The sequence below is a fragment of the uncultured Holdemanella sp. genome (genome assembly GCF_934772795.1).
In the GTDB taxonomy this organism is placed as follows: Bacteria; Bacillota_I; Bacilli_A; order Erysipelotrichales; family Erysipelotrichaceae; genus Holdemanella.
In genome coordinates, this window is the sequence record NZ_CAKVMR010000020.1 from 1 (window position 1) to 26694 (window position 26694).

Annotated in this window: 29 protein-coding genes; 7 read left to right on the forward strand and 22 right to left on the reverse strand. The window is 34.3% G+C overall.

Features of this window, described 5'->3' with window-relative positions:
* Positions 1-57 precede the first annotated feature (57 nt).
* Genes nth through murF form a run of 15 tightly spaced genes read right to left on the reverse strand, consistent with a single transcriptional unit; the run spans position 58 to position 12479 of the window.
* Positions 58-702, reverse strand: coding sequence for an endonuclease III (nth, locus tag Q0F04_RS05270; protein ID WP_295750988.1), 645 nt, complete (start codon positions 700-702; stop codon positions 58-60).
* Complete coding sequence (locus Q0F04_RS05275; RefSeq protein WP_295750991.1) at positions 699-1238, reverse strand: DnaD domain protein; 540 nt, start codon at positions 1236-1238, stop codon at positions 699-701. The genes nth and Q0F04_RS05275 overlap by 4 nt, the downstream gene beginning before the upstream one ends.
* The gene (locus Q0F04_RS05280; RefSeq protein ID WP_295750996.1) at positions 1238-1705 is read right to left on the reverse strand and encodes a hypothetical protein; all 468 of its coding nucleotides are present in this window, start codon (positions 1703-1705) and stop codon (positions 1238-1240) included. Before Q0F04_RS05280 ends, Q0F04_RS05275 begins: the two co-directional genes overlap by 1 nt.
* Before the next feature lie 18 nt (positions 1706-1723).
* Positions 1724-2404, reverse strand: a complete 681-nt coding sequence (locus Q0F04_RS05285; protein WP_295750999.1) for a 5'-methylthioadenosine/adenosylhomocysteine nucleosidase — start codon at positions 2402-2404, stop codon at positions 1724-1726.
* Positions 2401-3111 (reverse strand): class I SAM-dependent methyltransferase, encoded by a 711-nt coding sequence (locus Q0F04_RS05290; protein WP_295751002.1) that lies wholly within the window; start codon positions 3109-3111, stop codon positions 2401-2403. The genes Q0F04_RS05285 and Q0F04_RS05290 overlap by 4 nt, the downstream gene beginning before the upstream one ends.
* A complete protein-coding gene (rsfS, locus tag Q0F04_RS05295) occupies positions 3101-3439 on the reverse strand; it encodes a ribosome silencing factor (RefSeq protein ID WP_003864422.1) in 339 nt (112 codons plus the stop codon). Before rsfS ends, Q0F04_RS05290 begins: the two co-directional genes overlap by 11 nt.
* A 2-nt stretch (positions 3440-3441) precedes the next feature.
* Positions 3442-4458, reverse strand: a complete 1017-nt coding sequence (locus tag Q0F04_RS05300; RefSeq protein WP_295751006.1) for a nicotinate-nucleotide adenylyltransferase — start codon at positions 4456-4458, stop codon at positions 3442-3444.
* A complete protein-coding gene (locus tag Q0F04_RS05305; protein WP_117571115.1) occupies positions 4455-4745 on the reverse strand; it encodes a YhbY family RNA-binding protein in 291 nt (96 codons plus the stop codon). The genes Q0F04_RS05300 and Q0F04_RS05305 overlap by 4 nt, the downstream gene beginning before the upstream one ends.
* Positions 4745-5824 carry a GTPase gene (locus Q0F04_RS05310; RefSeq protein ID WP_295751010.1) on the reverse strand — a complete coding sequence of 360 codons (1080 nt, stop codon included), beginning with the start codon at positions 5822-5824 and terminating at the stop codon, positions 4745-4747. Before Q0F04_RS05310 ends, Q0F04_RS05305 begins: the two co-directional genes overlap by 1 nt.
* Positions 5817-6341, reverse strand: coding sequence for a YqeG family HAD IIIA-type phosphatase (locus Q0F04_RS05315; protein WP_295564005.1), 525 nt, complete (start codon positions 6339-6341; stop codon positions 5817-5819). The genes Q0F04_RS05310 and Q0F04_RS05315 overlap by 8 nt, the downstream gene beginning before the upstream one ends.
* Positions 6342-7913 (reverse strand): FAD-dependent protein, encoded by a 1572-nt coding sequence (locus Q0F04_RS05320; RefSeq protein WP_295751012.1) that lies wholly within the window; start codon positions 7911-7913, stop codon positions 6342-6344.
* A 4-nt stretch (positions 7914-7917) separates the two neighbouring features.
* A complete protein-coding gene (locus tag Q0F04_RS05325) occupies positions 7918-8931 on the reverse strand; it encodes an acyltransferase (protein ID WP_295751015.1) in 1014 nt (337 codons plus the stop codon).
* Positions 8928-10079, reverse strand: coding sequence for an alanine racemase (alr, locus tag Q0F04_RS05330; RefSeq protein WP_295751018.1), 1152 nt, complete (start codon positions 10077-10079; stop codon positions 8928-8930). Before alr ends, Q0F04_RS05325 begins: the two co-directional genes overlap by 4 nt.
* A complete protein-coding gene (locus Q0F04_RS05335; RefSeq protein WP_295751021.1) occupies positions 10073-11128 on the reverse strand; it encodes a D-alanine--D-alanine ligase family protein in 1056 nt (351 codons plus the stop codon). Before Q0F04_RS05335 ends, alr begins: the two co-directional genes overlap by 7 nt.
* Positions 11121-12479 (reverse strand): UDP-N-acetylmuramoyl-tripeptide--D-alanyl-D-alanine ligase, encoded by a 1359-nt coding sequence (murF, locus tag Q0F04_RS05340; RefSeq protein WP_295751022.1) that lies wholly within the window; start codon positions 12477-12479, stop codon positions 11121-11123. The genes Q0F04_RS05335 and murF overlap by 8 nt, the downstream gene beginning before the upstream one ends.
* A 384-nt stretch (positions 12480-12863) precedes the next feature.
* Here murF and Q0F04_RS05345 point away from each other — a divergent pair, with 384 nt between their 5' ends.
* Positions 12864-13256 carry an HIT family protein gene (locus Q0F04_RS05345; protein WP_295563994.1) on the forward strand — a complete coding sequence of 131 codons (393 nt, stop codon included), beginning with the start codon at positions 12864-12866 and terminating at the stop codon, positions 13254-13256.
* Positions 13257-13261: 5 nt separating this feature from the next.
* Here Q0F04_RS05345 and Q0F04_RS05350 read toward each other — a convergent pair whose 3' ends face one another.
* Genes Q0F04_RS05350 through Q0F04_RS05360 form a run of 3 tightly spaced genes read right to left on the reverse strand, consistent with a single transcriptional unit; the run spans position 13262 to position 16785 of the window.
* Positions 13262-14056, reverse strand: coding sequence for a hypothetical protein (locus Q0F04_RS05350; protein WP_295563992.1), 795 nt, complete (start codon positions 14054-14056; stop codon positions 13262-13264).
* A gap of 10 nt (positions 14057-14066) precedes the next feature.
* Entirely contained in the window at positions 14067-16040 is a 1974-nt protein-coding gene (recG, locus tag Q0F04_RS05355; RefSeq protein ID WP_295751024.1) for an ATP-dependent DNA helicase RecG, read from the reverse strand.
* Positions 16030-16785 carry a hypothetical protein gene (locus Q0F04_RS05360; protein ID WP_295751027.1) on the reverse strand — a complete coding sequence of 252 codons (756 nt, stop codon included), beginning with the start codon at positions 16783-16785 and terminating at the stop codon, positions 16030-16032. Before Q0F04_RS05360 ends, recG begins: the two co-directional genes overlap by 11 nt.
* Before the next feature lie 135 nt (positions 16786-16920).
* On the opposite strand from Q0F04_RS05360, the gene Q0F04_RS05365 reads away from it, so the two are divergent.
* From Q0F04_RS05365 to Q0F04_RS05390, 6 genes are all read left to right on the forward strand, one after another.
* Complete coding sequence (locus tag Q0F04_RS05365; protein ID WP_295751030.1) at positions 16921-17979, forward strand: M20/M25/M40 family metallo-hydrolase; 1059 nt, start codon at positions 16921-16923, stop codon at positions 17977-17979.
* A 1-nt stretch (position 17980) separates the two neighbouring features.
* Positions 17981-18835: a DegV family protein gene (locus Q0F04_RS05370; protein WP_295751033.1), complete on the forward strand. Its 855-nt coding sequence runs from the start codon at positions 17981-17983 to the stop codon at positions 18833-18835.
* A 3-nt stretch (positions 18836-18838) separates the two neighbouring features.
* Positions 18839-19324, forward strand: coding sequence for a peptidylprolyl isomerase (locus Q0F04_RS05375; RefSeq protein WP_295751035.1), 486 nt, complete (start codon positions 18839-18841; stop codon positions 19322-19324).
* Complete coding sequence (locus tag Q0F04_RS05380; protein ID WP_295751038.1) at positions 19324-20226, forward strand: LysR family transcriptional regulator; 903 nt, start codon at positions 19324-19326, stop codon at positions 20224-20226. Before Q0F04_RS05375 ends, Q0F04_RS05380 begins: the two co-directional genes overlap by 1 nt.
* Before the next feature lie 111 nt (positions 20227-20337).
* On the forward strand, positions 20338-21453 hold the full coding sequence (locus tag Q0F04_RS05385; RefSeq protein ID WP_295751041.1) for a 5-methyltetrahydropteroyltriglutamate--homocysteine S-methyltransferase: 1116 nt from the start codon (positions 20338-20340) through the stop codon (positions 21451-21453).
* Between the two features lie 116 nt (positions 21454-21569).
* On the forward strand, positions 21570-22679 hold the full coding sequence (locus tag Q0F04_RS05390; RefSeq protein ID WP_295751043.1) for a 5-methyltetrahydropteroyltriglutamate--homocysteine S-methyltransferase: 1110 nt from the start codon (positions 21570-21572) through the stop codon (positions 22677-22679).
* Positions 22680-22692: 13 nt separating this feature from the next.
* Here Q0F04_RS05390 and Q0F04_RS05395 read toward each other — a convergent pair whose 3' ends face one another.
* The 4 genes from Q0F04_RS05395 to nrdG form a co-directional block, all read right to left on the reverse strand.
* Positions 22693-24900 (reverse strand): HAD-IC family P-type ATPase, encoded by a 2208-nt coding sequence (locus Q0F04_RS05395; RefSeq protein ID WP_295751046.1) that lies wholly within the window; start codon positions 24898-24900, stop codon positions 22693-22695.
* Between the two features lie 74 nt (positions 24901-24974).
* Positions 24975-25442 (reverse strand): hypothetical protein, encoded by a 468-nt coding sequence (locus Q0F04_RS05400; RefSeq protein WP_295751049.1) that lies wholly within the window; start codon positions 25440-25442, stop codon positions 24975-24977.
* Positions 25443-25450: 8 nt separating this feature from the next.
* A complete protein-coding gene (gene ispD, locus Q0F04_RS05405; protein ID WP_295751050.1) occupies positions 25451-26098 on the reverse strand; it encodes a 2-C-methyl-D-erythritol 4-phosphate cytidylyltransferase in 648 nt (215 codons plus the stop codon).
* A gap of 49 nt (positions 26099-26147) precedes the next feature.
* Positions 26148-26669: an anaerobic ribonucleoside-triphosphate reductase activating protein gene (nrdG, locus tag Q0F04_RS05410; RefSeq protein ID WP_295751053.1), complete on the reverse strand. Its 522-nt coding sequence runs from the start codon at positions 26667-26669 to the stop codon at positions 26148-26150.
* Between the last annotated feature and the right edge of the window lie 25 nt (positions 26670-26694).

Below are 26694 nucleotides of genomic sequence, written 5' to 3' on the forward strand. Positions count from 1 at the left end.
AATTTTAACGAATATTCACAGACCCCGAACTAGGCCCCAAATGATTGCGCTAAAACCCTAAATGATTTTGGTTACCCATTTCTCATATTTATCTTTCTTACAAAAGCTTTTAAATGGACATCTTTCACATTCTGGATTTCTGGAATGACAAAGATAACGACCAAAAAATATAAAGTCATGATGACCTTGATTCCATCTTGAACGATCGATTTTTCGTTTTAGCTTTTCCTCAACCTTTTCAACCGAATCATTATATTTAGCTAAACCCAAACGCTTACTAACACGATTGACATGGGTATCTACCGCAAAGCTAGGAATATCAAAGGCAACACTACGAACAACATTGGCCGTCTTTCTTCCAACACCGGCTAAAGACATTAGATCCTTATATGTATAAGGTACTTCACCATGATATCTTTCAACTAAATCTTTACTTAGATTGGAAATTGAACGTGCCTTATTGCGATACAAACCAATTTTTTTAATGTATGGCTCTAATTCAGAAACTGTAGCTTTTGCCATCTTTTCTGCCGTAGGATACGCCATAAATAATGCTGGCGTTACCTTATTGACCATCGCATCTGTTGTTTGTGCACTAAGCACTACTGCAACAATCAATTGAAATGGAGATTCATGATACAATTCACACTTCGCATTAGGAAAGATTTTCTCCATTTCATCCAGAATTTCATTCGCATTCATCGCTTGCCATTCTCCAAGTCCTCAGTCGACAAGCCTTTTTGTTGCCAATTCTGAAGAATTCTTTCAATATAATTTAAATCACAAACTTCATTACATACAGCTTCATTTAATGCACAAATTACACGACGCTCATCATACATACTTGCCATATCAATGATTCTTTGCATTTCCGTTGAAGATAGTGGACGCGCAAACTCCATTTCAAATTGTTCGAGTAAAGAACGATCAATAGAAGTATTATTTGCTTGAGAAAGTTCAAAGATTCCTTCAATATTAAAAATCAAAGATCCATTCGCATAATCTAAAGTTAAATAGCCTTTATCGGATAATTCCGTAAAAATATCTTCCACTTCATCGATACTGATTTTTAGCTTTTCACTAATCAATTCATGATCAATTGAAATATGCTGCTGGTTGAAAAAATCAATCAACAATACGACTAATATTTCTTTTGGTTCTAGAACAAGATCTTGTAGATGATCAATGATCCAAGTTCTACGATCTACATAAGGTGCATTAAAATCAAAATCAGCCATTATTGTATCTCCCTTTCATAAACACGTTCAAAACTATCATAATCCAATAAAATCAATTTATTCGATCCACGAATCTCATATACCGGATTGTTGTAGCCATATCCAAGTACAATCGAATCACATTTGATATCATAGTTTTTTTTCGCAATACGCTTTGCCTTTTTATAATTCAAAGTCTCAATATCTCTTGAAGTAATCAGTTCAGACTTCGCATTATACCAATACAGAGTTGTATCATCATATCCCTGATAGGTTGTGTAATCAAAGACATGCTCACTCAAACCTTGAATATTCTTATTTTGTTTAACAATTTTTTCAATTCTTTGCGCATAAATCTGTTCCTTAACACGATTTGGTCCACTAATAAACTCAGACCAAATCAAAAGTAATACAAGAACAAGAATGATGACCAATGCCACTGTAGTCGTTGTTCCATGCTGTCTTTTACGCTTATGCTTTAGTCCCATTCTTACCCCTCCTTTTTACTATATACGCATCAACCAATTTTCAATTAATTTAGCCGATTGAGCACTTGCCTTAGAAACATAGGTTGAAAATTCCATTGGATTTTCATTATGATGCACAACATCACTTAAACAACGCACAATCACGAATGGAATATTAAATTTTGTGGCAACAGCACCAATCGCTCCTGCTTCCATTTCTGAACAAATTGAGTCTGGGAAATTGTTCATTAATTTTTCAAAATCCTCATCTCTAGACATAAACAAGTCTTGCGAAGCAATCGTACCTACATGATAACGAATCTTCATCGCATTTGCCGCTTCAATACAGCTTTGGCTCAATTTTTCATGACTATTATACACCAATCCAACACCAGAAGGACCATCTAATGGACTTGTATCATAATCTGCCTGTACAACCTTATCACTAATCACAATATCCAACACTTGTTCATCCTGTGTTAATCCACCAGCTGTACCCACATTAATAATGCTGTCGATGTTTTCTTGCATACACAAAATAGTACAAGACATAGCCGCATAAGCCTTACCTACACCGCTCTTGCATAAAACTACATCTTTACCTTGCCATTTTCCATATGTTAATGTACATCCCGCAATCGTTTTTGTATGATCCACAGAATCCATACGCTTTTCAAATTCCAAGATTTCAGCATCCATTGCCGCTACAATCCCAATCATTCTTGTACCTTCTTTCTACATACATAAAAATACTTTTCACCAGGCGCAATCCCCTCAATATCAAAATCCGTTGTGACTTTTAAAATATCAAAATATTTTGATAAAGTATCACTCAACCATTTTGGATCATATACCCTTTGAATATGATGCTCCTGAACAACTTTATCTTTCATATAAAACGCAAAATCCTGATATACATAATCATCTTCTGCCATGATCGACCATTGATATTGACAACCATCTTCAAAAGCACCTGTCTCATTATATTCAGAATCAAACTCTTCTAAACGATCTAAAGAATGTGTATCAAAGAAGAATAGTCCATTTGGCTTTAAATGCTGACTGACTTCATGAAAGAATGCATCAATTTCTTCTTTTTCCAAAATATAGTTAAAACTATCACACAAACAGAAAATACCAGAGTATGTTTCTAGATTTTCTAAATTTCGCATATCCTGACATAAAAATTGAATGGAACCCTCTAAATTTTTACTTTTAGCCTGCTTTACCATTTCTTCACTCAAATCAAGAGCTGTCATAGTATATCCTTTTTGCGCAAGCATCTCTGTAATTTCACCACTACCACAAGCCAGTTCTAAACAATCACAAGGCGCAAGTTCACTCTCAATCCAAGATACCCATTCTCTAGATGCCTCTTCATCTTTTACTAACGCATCATAATAATGTGCCAATGTATTATAAATCATACGTTTTTACTGGAACATCCGAATATAAACGGTCCAGATTATAAACCTGCCTTTCCTCATTCACAAATAAATGGACTACAACTTCTTTTAAATCAATTAAAAGCCATTTCGAACCTGAGTCACCCTCAATATGCATATCCCCCATATATCCAGCTTCTCTTAAACGATCCTTAATGTTTTGTGCAATCGCATTATTCTGACGAATATTTGTAGTTGAACAAACAATCATTGAATCCATAAAAGGAGTCAAACTCGTTACATCATATACACGTACATCTTGTGCTTTCTTTTCACAGATCGCATGAACTACAATATCTAAAATTTCCATGTTTATCCTCTCTTTAAATACTCCCGGTTTTGTTCAACCACCAAATCAAATCCTTCTTTGATATCCTTGTTACAAATCTCAATCAATTTAGAAGAATCATATCCACGCAAAGGATCTAATTTATCTGCACAAAATACCATCATCGCATATGGATCTTGACTCGTACCTAATACATGATGATAAATCGCATTATAGATAATTGGATTCTCAATTAAAAAGATATCTTTCGTGACAGCAGCCCCGACAAAACCATGCCATACAGCCACAGGATATTCCATATTTTCAGGACACACACTCTGCATCCATTTTAACATTTCATCCTTAGGCATATATTTAGCTATATCATGAAACAAACCAATATAATACGCAATATGCATATCATACCCATTGTTCAACGCAAACTCTTCACAAAGTTTGGCAACCGATAAAGAATGCTTATATCTTTTCTCTGTCAATCTAGAAGCAACAAAATCTTTCACATACAATCGATTTCGATAGATATAACGCAAAACTTCTTCTGGTAAATAATTCAACTTATTTCCCATACGAATATCTGAACTTGAAACAGGAACCGAAGGCATGCGCATACACATAATGTCATACTTTGAATCGGCTAGCTTGCCATCTCTATCAAAACATACAAAATGCGCCATCTTTACAAGTTCATCTGCATGATACCACTTATCAAACTGCACCAATTGATCATTACCAATGATCCAATAAAACTCATGTTCCGGATATCTTTCAACCAATTCTTTTAACGTATCATACGTATAACTCTTACCTGCTCTTTCAAGTTCAAGTGTACAAACTTTAAATTTTGGGCTTTTCTTAACCACCAAATCAATCATGGCCAAACGCTCTTGATCCAATGTCAGATCATGATCTTTTAAAGGCGTATTCGACGTTGGCATAAACCATACTTCATCTACACCTAATCCCTGCAAAGACTGATTTGCCATTTGAATATGTCCATCATGTATAGGATCAAAAGAACCTCCTACAATGGCAATTCTCATTTTTTAAGCCCCAATTTATTTTCTTTACTTCTTCTATACAATAAGAATGTATGTCCAACAATATGTACCACTTCACTACCTGTTGCACTTGCACACTCAATAGCTGCCTCACGCACATCCACTGGACATGTCTTTAATAAATTACACTTTACTAATTCATGTGCCTCTAATGAATCCGATAAAGTATCCATTAGATTATCACTCAAACCATCTTTTCCAATTTGGAATAATGATCTATACTCCATTCCTAATTTTCTTAAATATTTTTTATTTTGACTCGTTAACATTAAATCATCGCCTTTCTAAACGTTACTTGAATTCCCTTATGTACTTTTACATATACATCTTTTACTTGTCCACTAATACAGAACCATCCAATACCATGAATACACACATCCATCTTTTCTCCCTCAATCTTAGGAGCATGGAAAGTATGCATCGTTAATAAAGAAGTATCTACACATGGTACTAACATACCATTTAAATGTTTTTGCCATAATGCATCCGCATTACTTAATTTTCCTCTATGAATCGATAAAGAACGAGAGAAATATCCAACTACCGTTGCCTTACCACTTACTACCACATCAAGTCTTGCCAAACCTGCAGCCGCAAACGATTGATCTTCAAAGATTTGCGAAACAAATGGACGAATTGGCTTTGTCGGAATAACTGTCTTTAAATCTTTAGGTTGTAAATGTGTTAATAAAGAATGCGTATTCTCAATACCTGGCGTATCATAAATCGTATAATCCTCAAAAGGAATTGGAACTAAATCCAATGTAGTTCCTGGATTTTGAGAAGTCGTTAAATCTTTCGATGCCAATAAATGATTCAATACAGTGGATTTTCCTGCATTGGCAACACCCATAAAAATCACATTTCGGTTCTTACGATACTTCAAAATCGCATTCACAATACGAGATGAGTATTCTCTAGATTTATCATTTTCCTTTAATAGATAACCACAAATCACAATATCCTTCACAATAATATTTTCTTCGTGAAGACGATACTTTACAAAGTTAATGATTTTTTCATCCGTTAAAGTTGTAGGCAAAACATCACGCTTCGTTAATACCATCACAATATCTTTACCTGGAAGTTTTTGATTCAAACGCGAAATTAAGTTAGCCTCAAACGCAAATAAATCAACAACCCAGAATACCACACCATCGATTTTATTGATTTTTTCTAAAGTGGCATTGGACTCAATTCCCTGCTGCATATTGATTGTAACATCGCCATAATGACGAATACGATAACATCTTTGACAATAAGAAGCATCTAAAGTAGGAACATAGCCTAGTGCATTTTCATCTTCGTTTTGTAGTAAAACACCACAACCCTTACAATATTTAGTCATCAAATTCACCTCGCTTCAATACTTTTTTCTTTTCTAAATAACCATATATTAATTCTTCAAAGAAACGAAATACCTTTGTGATATTTCGATCCTTGATCGCAATAGGAGCCGTTAATATTGTATATAGCCCCCAAATATTTCCACCCAATATATCCGTGTACATTTGATCGCCTAAAATCGCAATCTGATTTGCCTTTAAACCATGATCTCTCATTGCCTTTTTAAAACAAAACGGAAATGGTTTACATGAAAATGGATATGTATTTGAAACTGGAAGATGCTTGCCAAAATTCTTACCTCTAGAACTTGGTGAATTTGAACAAAGTGCAACCTCAATTCCATTCCTTTTTAACTTATTTATAAAATCAATCACATCCTGATTTGGACATTCTTCATCATACGCCACAAGCGTATTATCAATATCACAAAGAAGTAATTGTATTCCCTTTTCATGAAGTTTTTGAATATTCAAAGTTTTAAAACTTTGAACATAATAATCCGGCGCAAAAATATTCATCTAAAAATCCCCTTTGGCAAAGTATTCAATCAAATGCTCAGCACTACGAATGCCATCAATAGCACTCGTCATAATGCCACCTGCATAACCACTACCTTCACCACTTGGATAGATACCTTGAATATTCGAAACATAAGATTCTTTATCACGCACCAAACGTACGCTGCTGCTGCTTCTTGATTCTACAGCACTTAGTATTGCTCCATTAGAAACAAAGCCAGGCACTTTCTTTTCAAAATGTTCTAATGCTTCATGTAAAGCTAGATTGACTTCTTTAGAGAATAAATCATTCAAATCACAGAATGTTGTCCCAATTGAATACGTTGGTAATACCGATTCAAATTGATTGGATACTTTATTCTCTAGATAATCCTTTGCAAGCTGTACACAAGCCTTATAATCTTGTCCCATCAAGAAAGCTTTCTTTTCTAAATCTTCCTGATATTTTAACCCGGCAAACAATTCATTACCATAATCCGAATCATTGATTTGCACAAGCAATGCACTGTTGGCATTTTCTCCACTACGACTCGCATATGACATACCATTCACAACCAATTGTTCTTTTTGACATGAACTTGGAATCACGTAGCCCCCTGGACACATACAGAAAGTATATACACCTTTTGAATTTGATGCCGTATATGTCAATTGATAACGTGCTGGAATCAATCTTTCATCTTGACTATATTCATGAAGCATGGCCTCATTGATATATTTTTGTTTATGTTCAATACGAACACCGACCGCAAACGGTTTATTTTCAACGTGTATACCATGTTGATGAAGCATTAAAATGGTATCACTCGCACTATGTCCAGTCGCAAGAATCAAAGCGTTACAATCTACCCATTGGTGATGGAAATAGATTTGTTTCAAAGTACCATTTTCCACTTTAATATCATCTAACTTTGTATCAAAATAGAAAGTTCCTCCCAAACGTTCAATTTCTTCACGACAATTTCGAATAATCGCCAAGAAGGCATCTGTACCAATATGAGGATGCTGATCAATCAAAATATCAGACTTTGCTCCAAAAGAAACAAGTTCCTCTAAGACTTTACGACATAACGAATCTTTCGATCTTGTCGTTAACTTTCCATCACTAAAGGCACCAGCTCCACCTTCACCAAATTGGACATTGCATTCTTCATCCAAAACTCCATTTTCCCAAAAAGTTTCTACTTTTTGTTTACGAACATCCACTTTTGATCCTCGCTCCAAAACAATAGGTTTATATCCTGATTGTGCAAGAATCAAAGCCGCAAACATACCAGCAGGACCAAAACCAACGACAACAGGTCTAGCCAATAGTGCATGTTTGCCACTCTTTACTGGATGATACGTTTCATCTGGAGTTAGAGAAACATCTTTTAGCTTTAAAAGCTTCTTTTCATTTTTAACTTTACAATCTACGACATACGAAAATAAGACCTTCTGGTGACGTGCGTCCACACTTTTTCTATGTACGTGCCACTGCAAAAGGTCTTCTTTACGGATTCGCAGTTTTTTTAAGATCTGTGCCTCAATTTCATTTTCGTTAGCACATTTCACCTGAAATAATCGAATCATAAGCTTACAGTAATTTTTTTAAGATCGAATATTGATCCTGATAACGCGTCACAAAACCTGCCAAACATTGTGCACATGCCAAAGTTAAGAAATAAACAACTAAATGCGCATGTGGCATCAATGCCAAGAAGATTTTGGCAAACAAAATATGTGAAGTATAAATCATCAATGAATCATGACGTAAAATTGTAAACATTTTACGATATGGAATATTGACCTTTAATAAATAATTCACTAAGAAATAAATAGCGGGAACTAAACAAATATACATACTTGTTAGATCTCTTAAAATACCGAAATGACGATATATAGATACTTCCGCAAAGAATAATACAAAACTAATCAAGAAACCAATCAAGCTAACCTTTTTAGGTAAACGACGTGTTCTTGAAAGTAATAAACCAATCGCAATAAACATAGGACCAAAGAAGATTCCATTTCTTGCGGTTGACAATGTTTTTGTAAAGAAACCAAAGAAGAAGGATATACCTGGAATACTTTCCCAAATTGGTGTATATACATTAATCAAGTAACCTACAAAATATAATATAAATGTAGTCAACAATGTGAAGTTCAAGCCTTTTTTCTTATACAAATAGTACACAATTACATCCGCTAACATTAAAGCTGGTAAAAACCACAAGTGATAATAACTTCCATTCAAGAAAAAATCTCTCACATATGTAAATAAATACTTAATATGGAAACCTGTGTGCGTATAATCAAAAATCGTATATGGCAAATAAAGAATTGTCCAAATCAAATAGATTCTAAATAAACGAATCAATGCCTTCTTTAAACGAGTCTCATTCAAATCTTCATTTTCTGAATCATAGTTTCTAAAGAAGAAGAATCCACTTGTCGTAAAAAAGAATGGAACAGCCAAACGACATACAGTATGAATAAAGTACGTGTTAAATGTTTCAGAAATCTCTAAAAATGGAAATGTATGAACACATACAACCAATAAAGCCGAAACATAACGCGCAATATCTATCGATGCATACTGTCTTTTCATGAACGCACCTTTAATCTAGGTACACGCGAAGAAATCGAAGTTAGTGTCTCATTGTTGATAGTCTTAGCCATACGACTAATTTGATCCACAGTAACGACTTCATTTCCTTGATGACCAACGATGCATACTACATCGCCTTCTTTTACATCTTCTACTTCTGTAACATCAATCATACATTGGTCCATACATAAGTTTCCAATCACCTTACATCTTTGACCATGCACTAACACTTCAAATCCCTGATTCGATAAAAGACGTGGTAAACCATCCGCATATCCAATACTCATTGTCGCAACTTTTGTTGGCTTTTCAGCCACAAAATGACGACCATAACTTACACTTTGTCCAGGATAGATCCATTTCACCAAGCTCACATTGGCATACATAGACATGATTGGAATAAAATCAGGATCTGTCTTAATTTCAATATGATCATCACTTGTCACACCCATATAAAGTAGACCCGGTCTACAATATTCATATTCCAATTCTGGATAATTCAAAATACCATAGCTGTTTTGAAGGTGACGAATACCTGGATCAATACCTTGAGATTTCAATAAATCAATAACTTCATCAAATAATTGAATTTGTTTTTTTGTGAAGTCTGCACAATCTTCATCCAAACAATCACTCACTGGAAAATGTGAGAAGATGCCTTCTACACATAGATTTTCCATACGATACTCTTCATAAATATCTTCTATATGTTTATCTTGTTCTTGATAAACAATACCCGTTCTGCACATACCTGTATCGACTTTACAATGGCAACGAATCTTCACATTATTTTCCTTGGCATACGCATTTAATTCTCTTGCGTATTCAATAGAAACCAAAGATTGAACAATATTTTGTTCATGAAGATAGTGGAAATGCATGCTAGGTGTATATCCTAATATTAGAATATTATCTTGTATTCCAGCATTTCTTAAGTTCAAAGCCTCATCCACACTAGAAACACCAAAGTAATCTACACCACATTTTTGTAAAGCCTTAGCACATGCGACATCACCTAAACCATACGCATTGGCTTTGACGATACCCATAATTTTTGTGTTCTTTACGAGCTTTCTTACTTCTTCTACATTATGTGCAATCGCATCATAATCAATTTCAGTCCAAGCCCGACTATAAGCTTCTAACATGCTCCAATTGTCCTTTGCATAGCTAATTCAACTAGCTTATCAATTAAATCCGCAAATTCAACGCCAGCTTCTTTCATCATAGAAGGATAACGAGAAGTAGCCGTTAATCCTGGAATTGTATTCAATTCATTTAAGATTACTTCTTTATCTTCTGTCACAAACATATCCACACGTGCCATACCACAGCAGTTCATCGCAATATATGTTCTACGAGCCAATTCTTGTGCTTCTTTAAATGTTTTTTCATCAATACGAGCTGGACAATAAATAGCTGCCCCCTTCATCTCATACTTACCTTCAAAATCAAAGAATCCACCAGTAATTTCAATTTCATCCACAGATCCTGTAAAGATTTCTTCATTTCCCATAACAGCACAACCAATCTCAAAGCCCTTAATGACTTTTTCCACTAAGATCTTACCGCGGCCATCATAGAAGAAAGCATCTTTACATGCACTTTCAAATTCTTCTTTACTATTCACAAAATGAACTCCATAGCTACTTCCTGCATTACATGGTTTAACGATCCAAGGCAATGGAATCTCTTCTTGAATCTGTTCAAATGTAGGATTTTCTCGATTTGCGTATAAACAAATATAATCTGCACAAGGAATATTGGCTTCCTTACAAAGAATATGCATGATTTCTTTGTCCATTGACATCGCACTCGACATTACATCACAGCCTACATAATGAATATTCATCAATTCAAGTAATCCTTGAATCAATCCATCTTCTCCATTTTTTCCATGTAGTACTGGGAATACACAATCCAATTCAATGACTTTGTTTGAGCCATCCAAAGGCATGATTCCTCCATTTACCCATGCACAAGATACACAAGTTTCTTTATTTTCCCATGTATCATGTTCGATTGAATCTACATCTCCGTTATATAAATAGAAATGTCCATTTTTATTAATTCCAATCAAAGTCATATCATAGTTATCAGCATGAATCTGACGTAAAAAGGAAGCGACAGAATGCAATGAAACAGAGTATTCACTACTTTGTCCTCCAAATACGACACCTAAACGTAATTTACTCATTGTTTTTCCCCCTAAACGCATCTACTAAAGTATCCATTTTCATAGCTCTTGAACCCTTGATCAAAACAATACAATCTTGAGCTAACAAAGGTTTAATAGCTTCATATATCTCATCTTTTGTTTCATACCACTTTCCATTAAAACCATCACTTGTTTCTTTAGAAAGAGGACCCGTACAATATAATTCATCTACACCTTTTCGTTTAGCATATTCACCCACATCAAAGTGCAATTGTTTTTCTTCACTTCCAAGATCTAACATATCCGATAAAATCGCAATATGTTTTTTTGCAGGCAATTCCATCAATGTATCGATAGCTGCCTTTGCGCTTTCTGGATTTGATTTATATGTATCATCTAAAATATACGCATTTGAAACTGGAATCAGCTGTGTACGCATCTTTGTCATTTCTAAATCAGCCAATCCATTCAAAATAGATTTTTCTTTTAAATGACAAGCCTTTGCGATATAAATACACGGCAATGCGTTCATAGCCTGGAAATCACCAAATGCACGTAAATGAATAGGTGCATCTAAAATATTACAGTTAAACACAATTCCTTTTTTATCATATTTAATATCACTAGTGATAGAAACATCTCCATTTTGACCAAAAGAAACAATTTTCTTGTTTTCTGTATTCAAAGTCGAAAGAACCTGTTTTATTTCTTCACTTTCATAATTGTAAAGGAATAAACCATTTTCCTTTAATCCCTCTAAGATTTCACATTTCGCCTGAGCAATCTGAAGTCTACCACCCAAATTTTCCATATGAGCCGAACCTACAGAAGTAATCACAGAAATATCTGGCTGTGCAATTGAAGTCAACTGCGTAATTTCGCCTTTATTTTCCATACCCATTTCTAAAATGGCAACTTCAATATCTTCATCAAAGTCAAAAATAGTTAATGGAAGACCAATCTCACTGTTACGGTTTCCTTGTGTTTTTTGTGTTTTCTTCTCCTGTGAGAAAATACTATATAACATATCTTTACAACTTGTTTTTCCATTAGAACCCGTTACACCAATTACTAATGGACGCAACTCATCTAAATATGCTTTTGCGAGATCTTGCATAGCTTTAAGCGTATCATCAACTAAAATAACAGGAAAATCTGGATATGGGACATGATCCTTTTGCCACAAACTAATTAAAGCACCATCTTCGATTGTTTGTTTAGCAAATGTATGCCCATCTACCCTTTGACCAATAATTGGTACATATAAAACATCTTTTGTCACCTGTCGCGAATCAATCACGACACCATGTATTTTTCTTGTATCATCAATATCACCATGCACATTTGCATGCATCATATTTACTATTTCCTGAATGGTTTTTACAATCATCTCAAAACCTCCGCTTAGTTTACATTATAGCATAAAACTAGTTCTCTATATTTATAATTCATGAAAAATCCAAATTTTCCCATTTTTGACACTCGCAAGCTCTCTCAATTTTGTAAAATGAGACAAAAAAATCAAAAAAGTGGGGCAAAAATACTACTTTTACGTTAAATCACATATTTTCCCACACTTTTCACATTTTATTTGACACAACTTATGGTATACTTCTATACAAGCAAGGAGTTTGAAGACCTTGCCGGTATGAAATCAGTAAATGGTATTCATACTATTTTCTATCCCCTTATTGAAAAGCCAGACACCCCCTTAGTCTGGCTTTTCATTTTATCTAAAACGATGTATTATTTTGAATAAGGAGGACTTATACTTATGTGTATTTTTTGTATGATCGCTAACGGTGAAATTCCAAGCAATAAAATTTATGAAGACGAAAGTGTTATCGCTTTTCTAGACATCAACCCTACTTCTTATGGACACACACTTGTTGTCCCAAAAGAACACTGTGATTCTTTTTTAGATTGTCCTGATGAAACACGAAACCATGTATTTGAAGTTGCTAGTAAACTTGCCAACAAATTAGAACAAGCTCTACATTGTGATGGCATCAACATTTTAAGTAATGTGCATGAGGCTGCAGGACAAAGCGTTAACCATTTCCACGTTCATTTGATTCCTCGTTATAAAGATAACGACAGTGTTACTATTGAATTTCATGAAATTGAAAAACCAGATTTTGAAGAATTAATGAATAAACTAAAATAAAGAAGTCAATTTGATTTGACTTCTTTATTTATTTGGTCAATTTGATATTTTGATGAATATACACGATTTACATATCCACTAAAGTCTTTACTATTCAACTCATCTTGTGTCAAATATGCCTTTTCTCCATAGATATTATGCGTATCTATCGTATCTGAATCATTAATATTCGGAATACATACCATGTAATATAAAATTTCTGAGGCATAATTCATTTGTACAATATACACAAATCGATCACTATTATTTTTTTGATTCGATTTCAAATAAGCCGAATAGACAATCTTCATTTTATCAAGTCCAGGCGCCTTATCTTCTTTACCATCTATAGTATAAATAGATTCTTGATTATCCTTAACGTAATCTATAGCTGCATCTTTTCCATCTTGAATCAATGTTTTCGGAATATCTTCTAATGCACTATAACGATTGGCAAGCCCCTTAACCACCACATCGGTTTCCACACTTTTAGGCTGATAATGATATTGATTGGCTAAAGCCTCATCATACGTTGCCGTTACATGAATCGTATCCCCATTTGATAAATCTGTATTGGGGCTGACTTCATATTGAACAGAGTTCAAAAAATCCTGTGTTCTTTGGTTTAGATCCCCCTGTTTAGCACTTACGGTTACACTTGCATTCCCATTTTCTCCAACATACGTATATTGCGCATTTGCCATAATATCAATTTCAACATTACGCAAAAAGAAGAAGTAAGCAATCAAAACAAGAATGCATATCATACTTAATAAGCACATAAAATATATAGCTTTATTCTCTATCTTCTGTTTATCCATTGTAAAACTCCTAATCAAAATACTGTGCACTTTCAATTGCCCTTGAAATATACAACAACAAATCCACATCCACTTGATCCTGTATGATTTCCTTGGCATCCTGAATACACGTTTCCATCATTGCCTGGTCTTTTTCAAAATCACCAAACACTAGACAAGGCATACCACTTTGTCTTATTCCTAAAATATCACCTGGACCGCGCATATGCAAATCATAATTGGATACTTCAAAGCCATCTTTTAATTCTTCCATCTTTTTTAAGCGCTCAATTGCCTGAGGATCACTCGATGCCGACAACAAGAAACAATACCCCTGTTTTTTATCACGTGCCACACGTCCTCTAAGCTGATGCAAAGTACTTAAACCGAAGCGATGCGCATCATAAATCACCATCACACTCGCATTGGCTACATCAATACCAACTTCAATAACCGTTGTAGAAACAAGGATATCTAGCTCATGTTTGGAAAATTTTTCCATGGTCTCTTCCTTTTCCTGACTTGTCATTTTCCCATGAAGCAAACCAATACGTATATCTTTTAATGTCTTTGTCATACCTTCATAAATCTCAAATACATTACGCATTTTATATTCATCATTCTCTTCAATGGCAGGACATACGACATAGCATTGTCTACCTTCTTCAATAAATTTCAACACATCCTTTAAAACAGGAGACATACTTGAAGTTTTAAAATACTTTGTGACAACACTCTTTCTTCCTGCAGGCATTGTATGAATCGAACTTATATCCATATCTCCATATAAGAAATGTGCATACGTTCTAGGAATTGGTGTAGCTGACATCATTAGAAAATCAACACACTTACCTTTTTCCAATAAAGACCTTCTTTGTTTCACACCAAAACGCTGTTGCTCATCCGCAATCACAAGGCCTAATTTATTAAAAATAACATTTTCTTGAAATAAAGCATGTGTTCCTACCACATTTAATATTTCCCCATTCTCAAGCTTCGTTAAAATTTCTTTCTTTTCCTTAGCTGGTATACTTGAAACATATAAAGTCGCATCTAAACCTAATTTATGCATATTCTCTACATGTTGGCGAGCTAAGATTTCGGTTGGCGCCAACAAAGCCGATTGATACCCAGCTAGCTGATTGGCATACATGCTAATTTGAGCAACAATTGTTTTTCCACATCCAACATCTCCTTGAACAAGGCGAAACATCACATTTGTACTCTTTAAATCATATAGAATATCATCAATACTTGAAAGCTGATCCTTCGTTAACTCAAAAGGTAGATTTGAAATCCATTTCTTTACGGTTGTCACCGAAAATTTCTTAGCTTTTTTAATTTCCTTTTTTTCATGCATCGACTGCATGACACATTGAAAACATAAAAACTCTTCATACTTCAATGTACGAATTGCGGCATGCAGCTGCTTTTCATTCTCTGGAAAATGAATCCATTTATAAGCTGTCGATATATCTAATAACTTATACTTTTCAATATACCTTTGTGGTACTCTTTGAGGCAAAACATCCACATGTTTTAAAGCCTCTTTCATAATGGCCTGTATATCCGATTGCTTCAAACCTTCAATCAATGGATACACTGGATGTAAGCCCAATTGTTGATCTAGTGGTTTGAAATTGTATGTGGAAGCCACCACATTATTATTGCCTTGATACTGCCCATAAATCGTAATGGTCTTGCCAAAGCCAAACTGAGATGGCCATGGACGATTAAATAAAGTAATGTTCAATTCTTCATTCCATGACATCACTTTAAATTTAGTCATAGAACGATTTTTCGATAAACGAATCACTCGGGTAGCCGAACAAATCAAACCTTGAAATACAACATTTTCTTTTTCATTCCACTGTGAATATGGCAATGTTTGTACGGTATCATAACGTAAAGGATAATATTTCAATAAATCTTCTACAGTTAAGATATTCATTTTTACTAAAAGGCCAAGTCTTCGACTGGTAATTTTTAATTCATTAATCTGCATCTAAAAGACTTCCTACATAAGAAACATAATTCAATTCAAGAATGCAATAGATAAAGCCCATTAAGAAATTCACAAACAAATAAGTAAACATAGCGGCAAGACTTGACTGAAAGCTAACTCCCAAGAATAAATACATCATCCAAGATATCATGGGATTTCCCATATACATAGATCCAACTAAAATACTTTGGGCATTAAAGCCTTGTGCTGCACTAAATAACCCTCCAGACATTGTATCAAATACAACAATACAGATTAGTAATGTACAATACCAGTTCAACATGGATTTCTGGTGTTTTTTTAAGGCGAAAGGAATAAATTCCTTTAAGTTTTTATCATGAATCAATCCATAATAGAAAATCAATTGGAATGGCACCATCATAACTAAGCAGAATGCGCTAATAAGTTGTAGCACTAACATTAAGCCGGTATTATTTGCGCAAACATTCACTAGATTTGAAAGAATTCCGCTCACAATTAAAATATAAATACCTTGTAGTACTAACACTTTTAAAACTGCAGATGCACAAAAATTCTTCTTTTTCCATATCTTTGTACAAATAAAATAGAAGCCTAAACTCGATAATAAACTTAGTACGACTTCTAGACTTTGTCTTACATAGACATTCATACCGGAAGCACTCATCATTAAATAGGCAATGTTATAGACAAAGCATAAGATCAAAGTTAATACGATTGTTTTATATATACTTCTAAAATGTAGTTTTGACATTAATTTTTTCATGCAAAAATCTCCTTTTTCGGTAAGATACAATTATTCTAGTCCTTTGTCCAAATACAATTTGATTCAAATGACCAGAATCACATCCACAAGTATGTATCTGTGTTATAATATTAACAAATTTATGGAGGAAATGATATGAATTCAAAAATTAAACGAATTCTTGACTTCTCAACTGCCTTTGGACCAAGTGGCATGGAAGATGAAGTATCTTCATTAGCCATGGAAGATGTAAAGGATATTTGTGAAGTTCATGATGACACAATGCGTAATACATATATGCACTTTAAACAAGATAAAGAACACGAGACAACTATTCTTTTGGATGCGCATGCCGATGAAGTTGGTTTTATTGTACAAGCCATCAAGCCAAATGGTACAATTCGCTTTTTACCATTAGGTGGATGGGACCCAAAAAACATTGTATCTGGTGAAGTCTGGATTCTAAATGATAAAGGTGAAAAGATTTCTGGTATTGTGGCAAGTCAACCCGTCCACTTCTTATCTGAAGCAAAGCGTAATGGAAAAGTAGATTTTGATGATCTAGTTATTGATGTAGGAGCTACAAGTGCTACAGAAGTAAAAGAAGATTTCCATATTTCAGTAGGTAACTTCATGTGTCCTGCCGTTACTTGTAAATATGATGAAGCACACAAAATCTTCTTAGGAAAAGCTTTTGATTGTCGTATTGGATGTGCAGCCGTAATGGATGTACTTCACCAATTAAAAGATGTAAACCACAACATTGAAGCCACATTAACAACGCAAGAAGAAGTGGGCGAAAGAGGTATGGACACAGCCATCAAAAATTTAAGTCCAAACATTGCGATTTGTTTCGAAGGATGTCCAAGTGATGATACATTTGAACCAGACTACATGATTCAATCCGCCTTGAAAAAAGGTCCAATGTTACGTTGGTTTGACCGTTCTTATATCACAAGCCCTCGTTTTATGCGTTATGCAATTGATTTGGCTCATGAAAAAAATATTCCTGTACAGGAAAGTGTAAGAAAAGGTGGAGGAACCAATGCAGGTATCACACACCGCTATAACATTCCAACCATCATTATTGGTATTCCAGTTCGTTTTGCGCACGCTTCTTTTGGCATCTGTTCTGAAGAAGATTATGACAATGCTGTAAAACTTGCGGTTGAAATTATTAAAAACATCGATGCCCAAACTATTCGAGGATTCTAGTATGGAAAAAATTGCCGTTGTAACGGATACAGGATCCAATCTATCTTTTGAACAGGCAAAAGAATTAGGTATTTACCTGCTTCCCTTACAAATCACAATTGATGAAACAACATACCAAGATACATTAGAGATTTCAACACAAGATATTTATAAAGAATTAGCCAAAGGTAAAATGCCAAAAACAAGTATGGCTGCTTACCAAAAAATCTATAATTTATTCGAAGAACTCAAAAAAGAATACGATACAGTATTTGCGATTCCATTGACGAATGGATTATCCACAAATGCTAGCACCATGCAAAGTATTGCCCGTGAACTCGAAATGAATGTACATGTCATTGATATGTATTCAACTTGTGAGCTTGAAAAACACGTCGCAATCTGGATTAAAAGATTAGTGGATGAAAATAAGTCTTCCCAAGAAATATTGGATATCGTTCAACCTACCATTAATGAATCAAACTCATTGATTCTTGTAAAAGATCTTCAGCACTTAAAACGCGGTGGAAGATTAACGCCAATGGCTGCAACGCTTGCGGGCTTATTAAAGATTTATCCTGTCTTACACCTAAATAAAGGTACAGAAGGCAGAATTGATGTTTTAAATAAGGTCCGCACAGAAAAGAGAGCCGATGCCTATGCGATTGATAAAGTTATTGATGATATTGATATCAAACATACAGATATCTATATTATTCACTCAGATTTTTTAGAGGGTGCCAACCATTTTAAAAAATGTTTTATCGAAAAGGGTGTACCTGAAGAAAATATTCATATAAACTATATTAGTTCCGTAATTGCCGTACATACAGGTCTTGGTTGTATCGCATTACAATATATAAGAAAGGAAAACTAAAACATGGAAACGAAAAATATTTTAATCACAATGAAGAATGGAGATCAAATCAAAGCGGAATTATATCCAGAGATTGCTCCTGAAACCGTTCAAAACTTTTTGAGTCTAATCGAAAAGAAATTCTATAACGGATTAACTTTCCACCGTGTTATTAAAGGATTTATGATTCAAGGTGGATGCCCAATTGGAAATGGTACTGGTGGTCCAGGTTATACAATTCATGGAGAATTCGCATCGAATGGATTTAAAAACGATTTAAAACACACTCGTGGTGTATTATCTATGGCTCGTGCTATGGATCCAAATAGTGCAGGAAGTCAATTCTTCATTATGCACCAAGATGCACCTCATTTAGATGGTGAATATGCTGCGTTTGGTAAAGTTATTGAAGGTATGGAAAATGTAGATAAAATCGCAAAGACACCTACTACTTTCAATGATCGTCCTAGAAATCCTCAAGTGATTGATACAATCACAATTGTTGACTAATGACGCTGCAACAATTGCGCTACGTGATCCAGGTCGTTGAATCTGGATCTTTTAATTCCGCAGCCAAAGCTTTGTTTATTTCACAACCATCTCTTTCAAAATCCATTCATGATTTAGAGGAAGAAATGTCCATCTGTTTATTCGTTCGAACAAATAAAGGTATTCTTCTTTCTGAACAAGGAGAAAAATTTCTAGGCTACGCTAGACAAGTCATTGAACAAGCCAACTTACTTGAAGAACAATATAAAAATACAGTTCCGGCAAAAACTGTATTTGCGATTTCAAGCCAGCACTATGCCTTTGTGGTCAATGCCTTTGTCGCCTTAGTCAAAGAATACAATCAAAGTGAATATGAATTTTCATTAAGAGAACAAAGAACCCATGACATTATTGATGATGTAAAAAACCATCGAAGTGAACTTGGTATTCTTTATCTTTCCCATTTCAATCGTGAAGTCATTCAAAGTATCTTAAAGAAAGAACATCTTACATTCACTAAATTATTTGAAGCCAAACCCCATGTGTTTGTTTCTAAGACAAATCCTTTATCCAATAAAAAAACAGTGAAAATGGAAGATTTAGAGAACTATCCCCGTCTAACATATGAACAAGGTATCAATAATTCATTTTATTTTTCTGAAGAACTACACAGTACGCAACCATCTAAAAAGAGTATCGTTGTTTCTGATCGCGCTACATTATTTAATTTATTGATTGGACTAAACGGATATACGATTTCTTCAGGTATCTTAAGCACGGATTTAAACGGAGACAACATTGTATCCATTCCACTTGATAGCGATGAAGTTATGGAAATAGGCTATATTAGTGATGGCGTTTTATCCAACATGTCAAAAAATTATCTAAATCATCTAATTCAATATATTCAAAAGACCAAGTGAAATTGGTCTTTTATTATAGCTTTTGTCTATAACAAACTAAAGAATATTTCAATTATTCTATACTCGACAAATGTGATAGACTTAATCCAACGAAAGTTGAGGAATTTAATTATGACAGTACAAACACCTTATAGATATGATGTAGTTGGAAGTTTTTTAAGACCTGAAAAACTAAAACAAGCTCGTAAAGATTATGAGTCTAAAAAAATTTCAAGAGAAGAATTGGCCCAAATCGAAGATGAGTGCATTACCGATTTAATTCAAAAAGAAAAAGCAGCCGGACTTCATGTGATCACAGATGGTGAATTTAGACGTGCGACTTGGCACTTAGATTTTATGTGGGGATTTGATGGTGTATCGCATACACCAACCAAGACTGGTCTTCCTTTCCATGGAGAAGCTGCCATGATTGATGATACATATATCACTGGAAAAGTAGGTGTAAATGGAATCCATCCTTTTGTAGAACATTTTAAATTTGTGAAACAATTCGAAGACGAAAACACAATTGCCAAACAAACCATTCCTGCTCCAGCCCAATTTTTAGAACAAATGATTCTTCCTTTTGCGATGGAAAATACAAAAAAATATTATGAAGATACAGAAGAATTGGTTCAAGATATTGCGAATGGGTATAAAGTTGTGATCCAACAATTATATGATGTCGGATGTCGATGCATCCAGTTGGATGATTGTTCATGGGGTATGTTAGTGGATGAAAAAGCGCCGTTGTTTTTCCAAACAGATCAAGAAGGTTTACTAAAAGTACAAGAATTATTCTTGCGTATCAACAATCTTGCGATTGAAGATAAACCAGAAGATCTAACAATCAATACGCATGTTTGTCGTGGTAATTTCCACTCTACCTATGCTTCAAGCGGTGCCTATGATGCCGTCGCAAAAACATTATTTGCGAAAGAAAATGTACATGCCTATTTCTTAGAATTTGATGATGCTCGTTCTGGTGGATTTGAACCATTAAAAGCGGTCACACCAGATAAAAAAGTTGTTCTTGGTTTAGTTACGACAAAGTCAGCTAAATTAGAAGACAAAGAAACTGTGATTGCTCGTATTAAAGAAGCGAGTCAATATGTCCCATTAGAAAACTTGTGTCTAAGTCCACAATGTGGTTTTGCGTCTTGTGAAATCGGCAATAAATTAACAGAAGAGGAACAATGGGCTAAAGTTAAATTAGTCAAAGAAATTGCCGAAGAAGTCTGGGGTTAATTCCAGGCTTCTTTTTTATTATAGTTTTTAACTATAACCACATAAAGAATATTTCAATTATTCTATAGTCTACAAATGTGATAGACTTAACACACACGAAAGTTGAGGAATTGATTATGACAGTTCAACCACCATTTAAATATGATGTAGTCGGAAGTTTTTTACGTCCCGACTATCTAAAAAGTGCTAGAGAAGAATTTGCGAATGGAACGATTGATGCCAAACAATTAAAAGCTATTGAAGATAAAGCCATCCAAGAGTTAGTCACAAAAGAAAAAGAAGTAGGACTTCAAGCCGTTACAGATGGAGAATTCAGAAGAAGATATTGGCATTTAGATTTTCTTGCCGATCTTGATGGTGTAGAAGAAATTAAGGCGGATCATTGGTCTGTACATTTTAAAGGGCATCAGCCTAAAGCAGCTACATTAAAGATTGTAGATAAAATTGATTTTGGTAACCATCCATTTTTAGAACATTTCAAATACTTAAATAGTATCGCACAAGGCACGCTTTGTAAGATGACAATTCCATCTCCTTCTATGCTTCATTTAATTTGTTGCGTACGTAGCGAAGAATATACACCTATTAAACGTTATCAAGACATGAATGTGTTGTATCATGATATTGCGATTGCATATCAGAAGGCTATCCGTGCATTTTATGATGCTGGATGTAGATATCTACAATTGGATGATACATCTTGGGGAGAATTCTGTGATGCGAATAAACGAAAGGCTTATAAGGAAAGAGGTCTTGATTTAGATGAAATCGCAAAATCTTATGTCGACATGATCAATCTCGCACTAGAGGCAAAGCCAGAAGATATGACAATCACAATGCATATCTGTAGAGGAAACTTCAGATCTACTTGGTTCTCATCTGGTGGTTATGAACCAGTTGCCAAAACTTTATTCGGTCATTGTAAGGTAGATGGATTCTTCTTAGAATATGATTCAGAAAGATCCGGTGATTTTAGTCCACTTCGCTATATTCAAAATCAAAAAGTCGTTCTTGGATTGATTACTTCAAAATTTCCAGAACCAGAAGACAAAGAAGAAGTAAAGAAAAGAATTCAAGAAGCTGAAAAATATGTGGCCAAAGAACAACTTTGTCTAAGCCCACAATGCGGTTTTTCTTCAACTGAAGAAGGAAATATCATGACAGAAGATGAACAATGGGCTAAAGTTAAATTGGTTAAAGAAATTGCCGAAGAGGTTTGGGGATAAACAAAAGTTTGGATTAATTTCCAAACTTTTTCTTTTTACGATTTAGTTTTCTCAAAAATACTTTTACCCAATACGATACAAACGTTAGTATAAAGGGGATCAAACATATATTTAGAATTACATAGATAATTTCATACCATCTTAAGTGAACAATATAGAAAAAGTTCTTACATAAAATGATTGAACCTATAAAAATCATACACATGATTGTAACTAATATCTTTCTTAAAAGTGTCATTGGTACACATACTCGTATCAATACCATAAGTGCATTCACTCCGGCAAGAATTGTGCACATTGTTGAATATTCGCTTGGTGAAATAGATACAAAATGACCTAGAATCGATACACCAATTACGCTACATATAACACATATAGCGCCTGGTAATGCTTTAGATATGACATTCCTTAAAAATTTTCCTTTCACAATATTTCCATTTGGTTCAAGCGTTAATACAAAGCTAGGAATACCAGTTGCCAAGGCAGAAATCAATGTCAATTGGATGGGTTTAAATGGATAGTTTTTTAAACATACAAGTGTCAATAAAGAAAGTCCAATTGAAAAGATTGTCTTCACTAAAAATAAGGAGGCTGTTCTTTGAATATTATTAATAACACATCTACCTTGATACAAGATAACAGGTAATGCATTCATTTGGTTTTCTAATAAAACTAAGCTTGCCACACTTTTACATGCTTGTGAGCCTGAGCCCATCGCGATGGAACAATCCGCTTCCTTTAATGCCATGACATCATTAACGCCATCCCCTGTCATTGCGACGGTTTTATTTCTTCTTTTTAAAGCTAAGACTAGTTCCTTTTTCTGTTCTGGTGTAACACGCCCAAAAATCGAATAGGAATCAACAACAGAATCTACATCCTTTACGCTAGACATATCGATACTTTTGGATGTAAAACCTGCCTTTCTAGCTAGAGCTTCAACTGTTTTTGGATCATCGCCTGAAATCAATTTAATATCTACACCTTGTTTTTTAAAGAAGTTTAAAGTATCTTTGGCATCTGGCCTTAATTCATCCTGTAAACAAATATAAGCCAAAACAGAATCATCTTTCATTAAAACAACAACACGCATAGCTTGAGACGTATAGTGTTCTATGTGTTTTTCGACTTCTGAATCTATCTCTTTGGCAATATATGAATAGGCTCCTAATTTATATTCTCCATCTTCAAATGTCACACTTGAATATTTTCTTTGACTTGAAAATGGCAAATAAGATACAACTTTTTTATAATCTCTTGCCTTAAAATAATTTCTTATCGCAACGGCAGTCGCATTGTCATCCGGTAAAGCTTGCATCATATCACCTAGAATTCCATCGATATTTTCATTTTCTTCTACGTGACAAACACTTAGCTTTCCTTGTGTCAATGTACCTGTTTTATCTAAACAAAGTGTGTCTGTTCGAGCTAAAGTTTCAATACAATAAAGTTCTTGTACTAAAACATCTTGTTTACCAAGCTTATAAGCACTGATTGCCAAGGCAACACTTGTCAAAAATACAAGTCCTTCGGGAATCATACCTACAACAGCAGCCACTGTATTTAAGGTTGCAGTTGTATAATTGGTTTTAATCAATTGTTTAATAAACAAGGCACATCCTAGTGGAATTAAAATGTATGTACACCATTTAATAATGGTATCAATTGAATCTCGAAGTTGACTTGGATATCTTTTAAAGCGTTTGGCATGTTTTAATATAGAGTAAGCATATGTGTCTTGTCCTACTTTATCGACATGCATCCAACATTTTCCGGATACCACAAAACTTCCACTTAACAATGTATCTTTTTCTTTTTTATATACTGCATCACTTTCACCAGTCAACATAGACTCATCACATTCAATACTTCCTGATATTATGTGTCCATCTACACCGATTTCATCACCGGCATATAAAACTAAAACATCATCCACCTCAATTTCTTGAATATTTAATTCAATTTCAGTATCATTTCGAATCACATGAATCTTTGGCTGGTGTAATAGTGACAACTTATCCAGCATATGTTTTGAACGAATTTCTTGAAAGAGTCCAATCAACATATTCAAAATGACGGTAATCATAAAGAGCATATTACGGTAAGATCCCGTAAAGAATACAAATATAGCTAGAACAACGTTGATTCCATTAAATAAAGTAAATATGTGTTGTTTAATTATTTCTTTATAGCTTTTAGATAAATTATTTGAGTTATGCATATATTTATTGTACTACCTTTTCGCATGTGAAATTATTAAGATTCTATTAAAAAAAAGATACGACAATAGCCGTATCATTCAATAGATTCTAATGGTGTATCCGCAAGCGTAACAGCTTGGGCATAAGATGTAATTGCCAAGTTGGATTCAATGGCTTTTTGTAGGCAGAACATCAATAATCTTGTATCAAATGCCTGCAAGTCTTTATCAAAGTTAATAGCTGGATATTTTGATAAATGATCTAATAAGACATCGACATTTTCTTTTGTATGCTTTGTAGAAATGCCTGTCACTACAACATTTTCTTGTTTAACAGCCTTTAAACCATTCAACAAAGCAACATATGGTTTATCTGGTCTTTGTACAAGCATCACCTTATTTTTAGGAGATGAAGCCAGTCTTAATGTCCATACACTTTTACAGCTCACAACGATTTGTGTACAATTTTCATCATTCGCAAACAAATCAATTGTTTCTAACAATTTGTCATACGTATCTTCTACTTCTTTACAATCATCAAATACCAACGCTGAATATTCCATCTTTATACCTATCCTTTCAAATCTTCTGGCAAAGTTATTTTTTTATTTGTGAAACTTGATAATACAACCTTTACTTTCACATCCGAAAACCATTCTACAAGTTGTGCATCATCCGTTGCCTGCACTTGTTTATTTCTTGCGAGTTGGTGACATTCTTTAATCAAGCCTGTTTTAAAACATTGCGGTGTCTGTGCATGATATACAAGCTTTCTTTCTAATGATTCCTTTACATAGCCATCCACAACAATTTTTGTCGTATCCACACTAGGCACCATCAATAAACAAGCCGATTCCGTTTCTAAAGTATGTTTTAAATCTAAAATCCACTTTTTTTCAACAAAAGGTCTAGCCCCATCATGAATCATGACATAATCTTGATTTACGACTTGTAATCCATTGTATACACTATCTTGACGTGTTTGTCCTCCTGTTACAACTTGGATTCGAGAATCATATAAATAGTTTTCAGTAACATAGTCCTTTTCATAATCCGCACAAACTAAAACGACCTGTTTACAATCTTCATCTGATAAAAAAACAGACAGACTCTTATTCAGTACAGTTTGTCCATTTTCAAAAGTATAAAATACTTTATTATAATCTAAATTCGTACGACTGCCTCTTCCAGCAGCTAAAACAATCACACTATAGTTCATGAATTTATTATATCAAATTTTCTTAACAATTGATAAAAAAATTGGAAGATTAAACTTCCAATTCAACTACCTCTTGTTCTTTCAAAGATTTCTTCATATCAATAAGCCTTTGGTTTCTTGAACCACGAAATGCCAATGTGATATCTTTTTCTTCTTCTTTAAATGGACCATCCACTAAAACATCCAATAACGACAACATTTCATCTGTTACTTCACAATGTTTGCGACCACCCTCCAACAAGTCTTGATCAAGAATAAATCCAGTAAATGACCAAATATTCTTTTCTGGTAATTCTTTACGTACACGACGCAGCAATTTAACTAATTCTCGTTGATTTTCCGGTTCAAAAGGCTCTCCACCAAGTAATGTCAAACCTGAAATATGACTTGGCTTTAAAGCTTCAATAACCTCATCTTCTGTTTCTTTTGTATAAGGCTTACCATAATCAAAGCTCCATGTTTCTGGCTGGAAGCAATTTTTACAATGATTTGTACAGCCTGATACAAACAGTGTCACACGTACACCTTTGCCATTTGCGATATCGTTTTTCTTTATATTTCCGTAATACATTAAAATTTCTCCTAAAAAAGAGCTA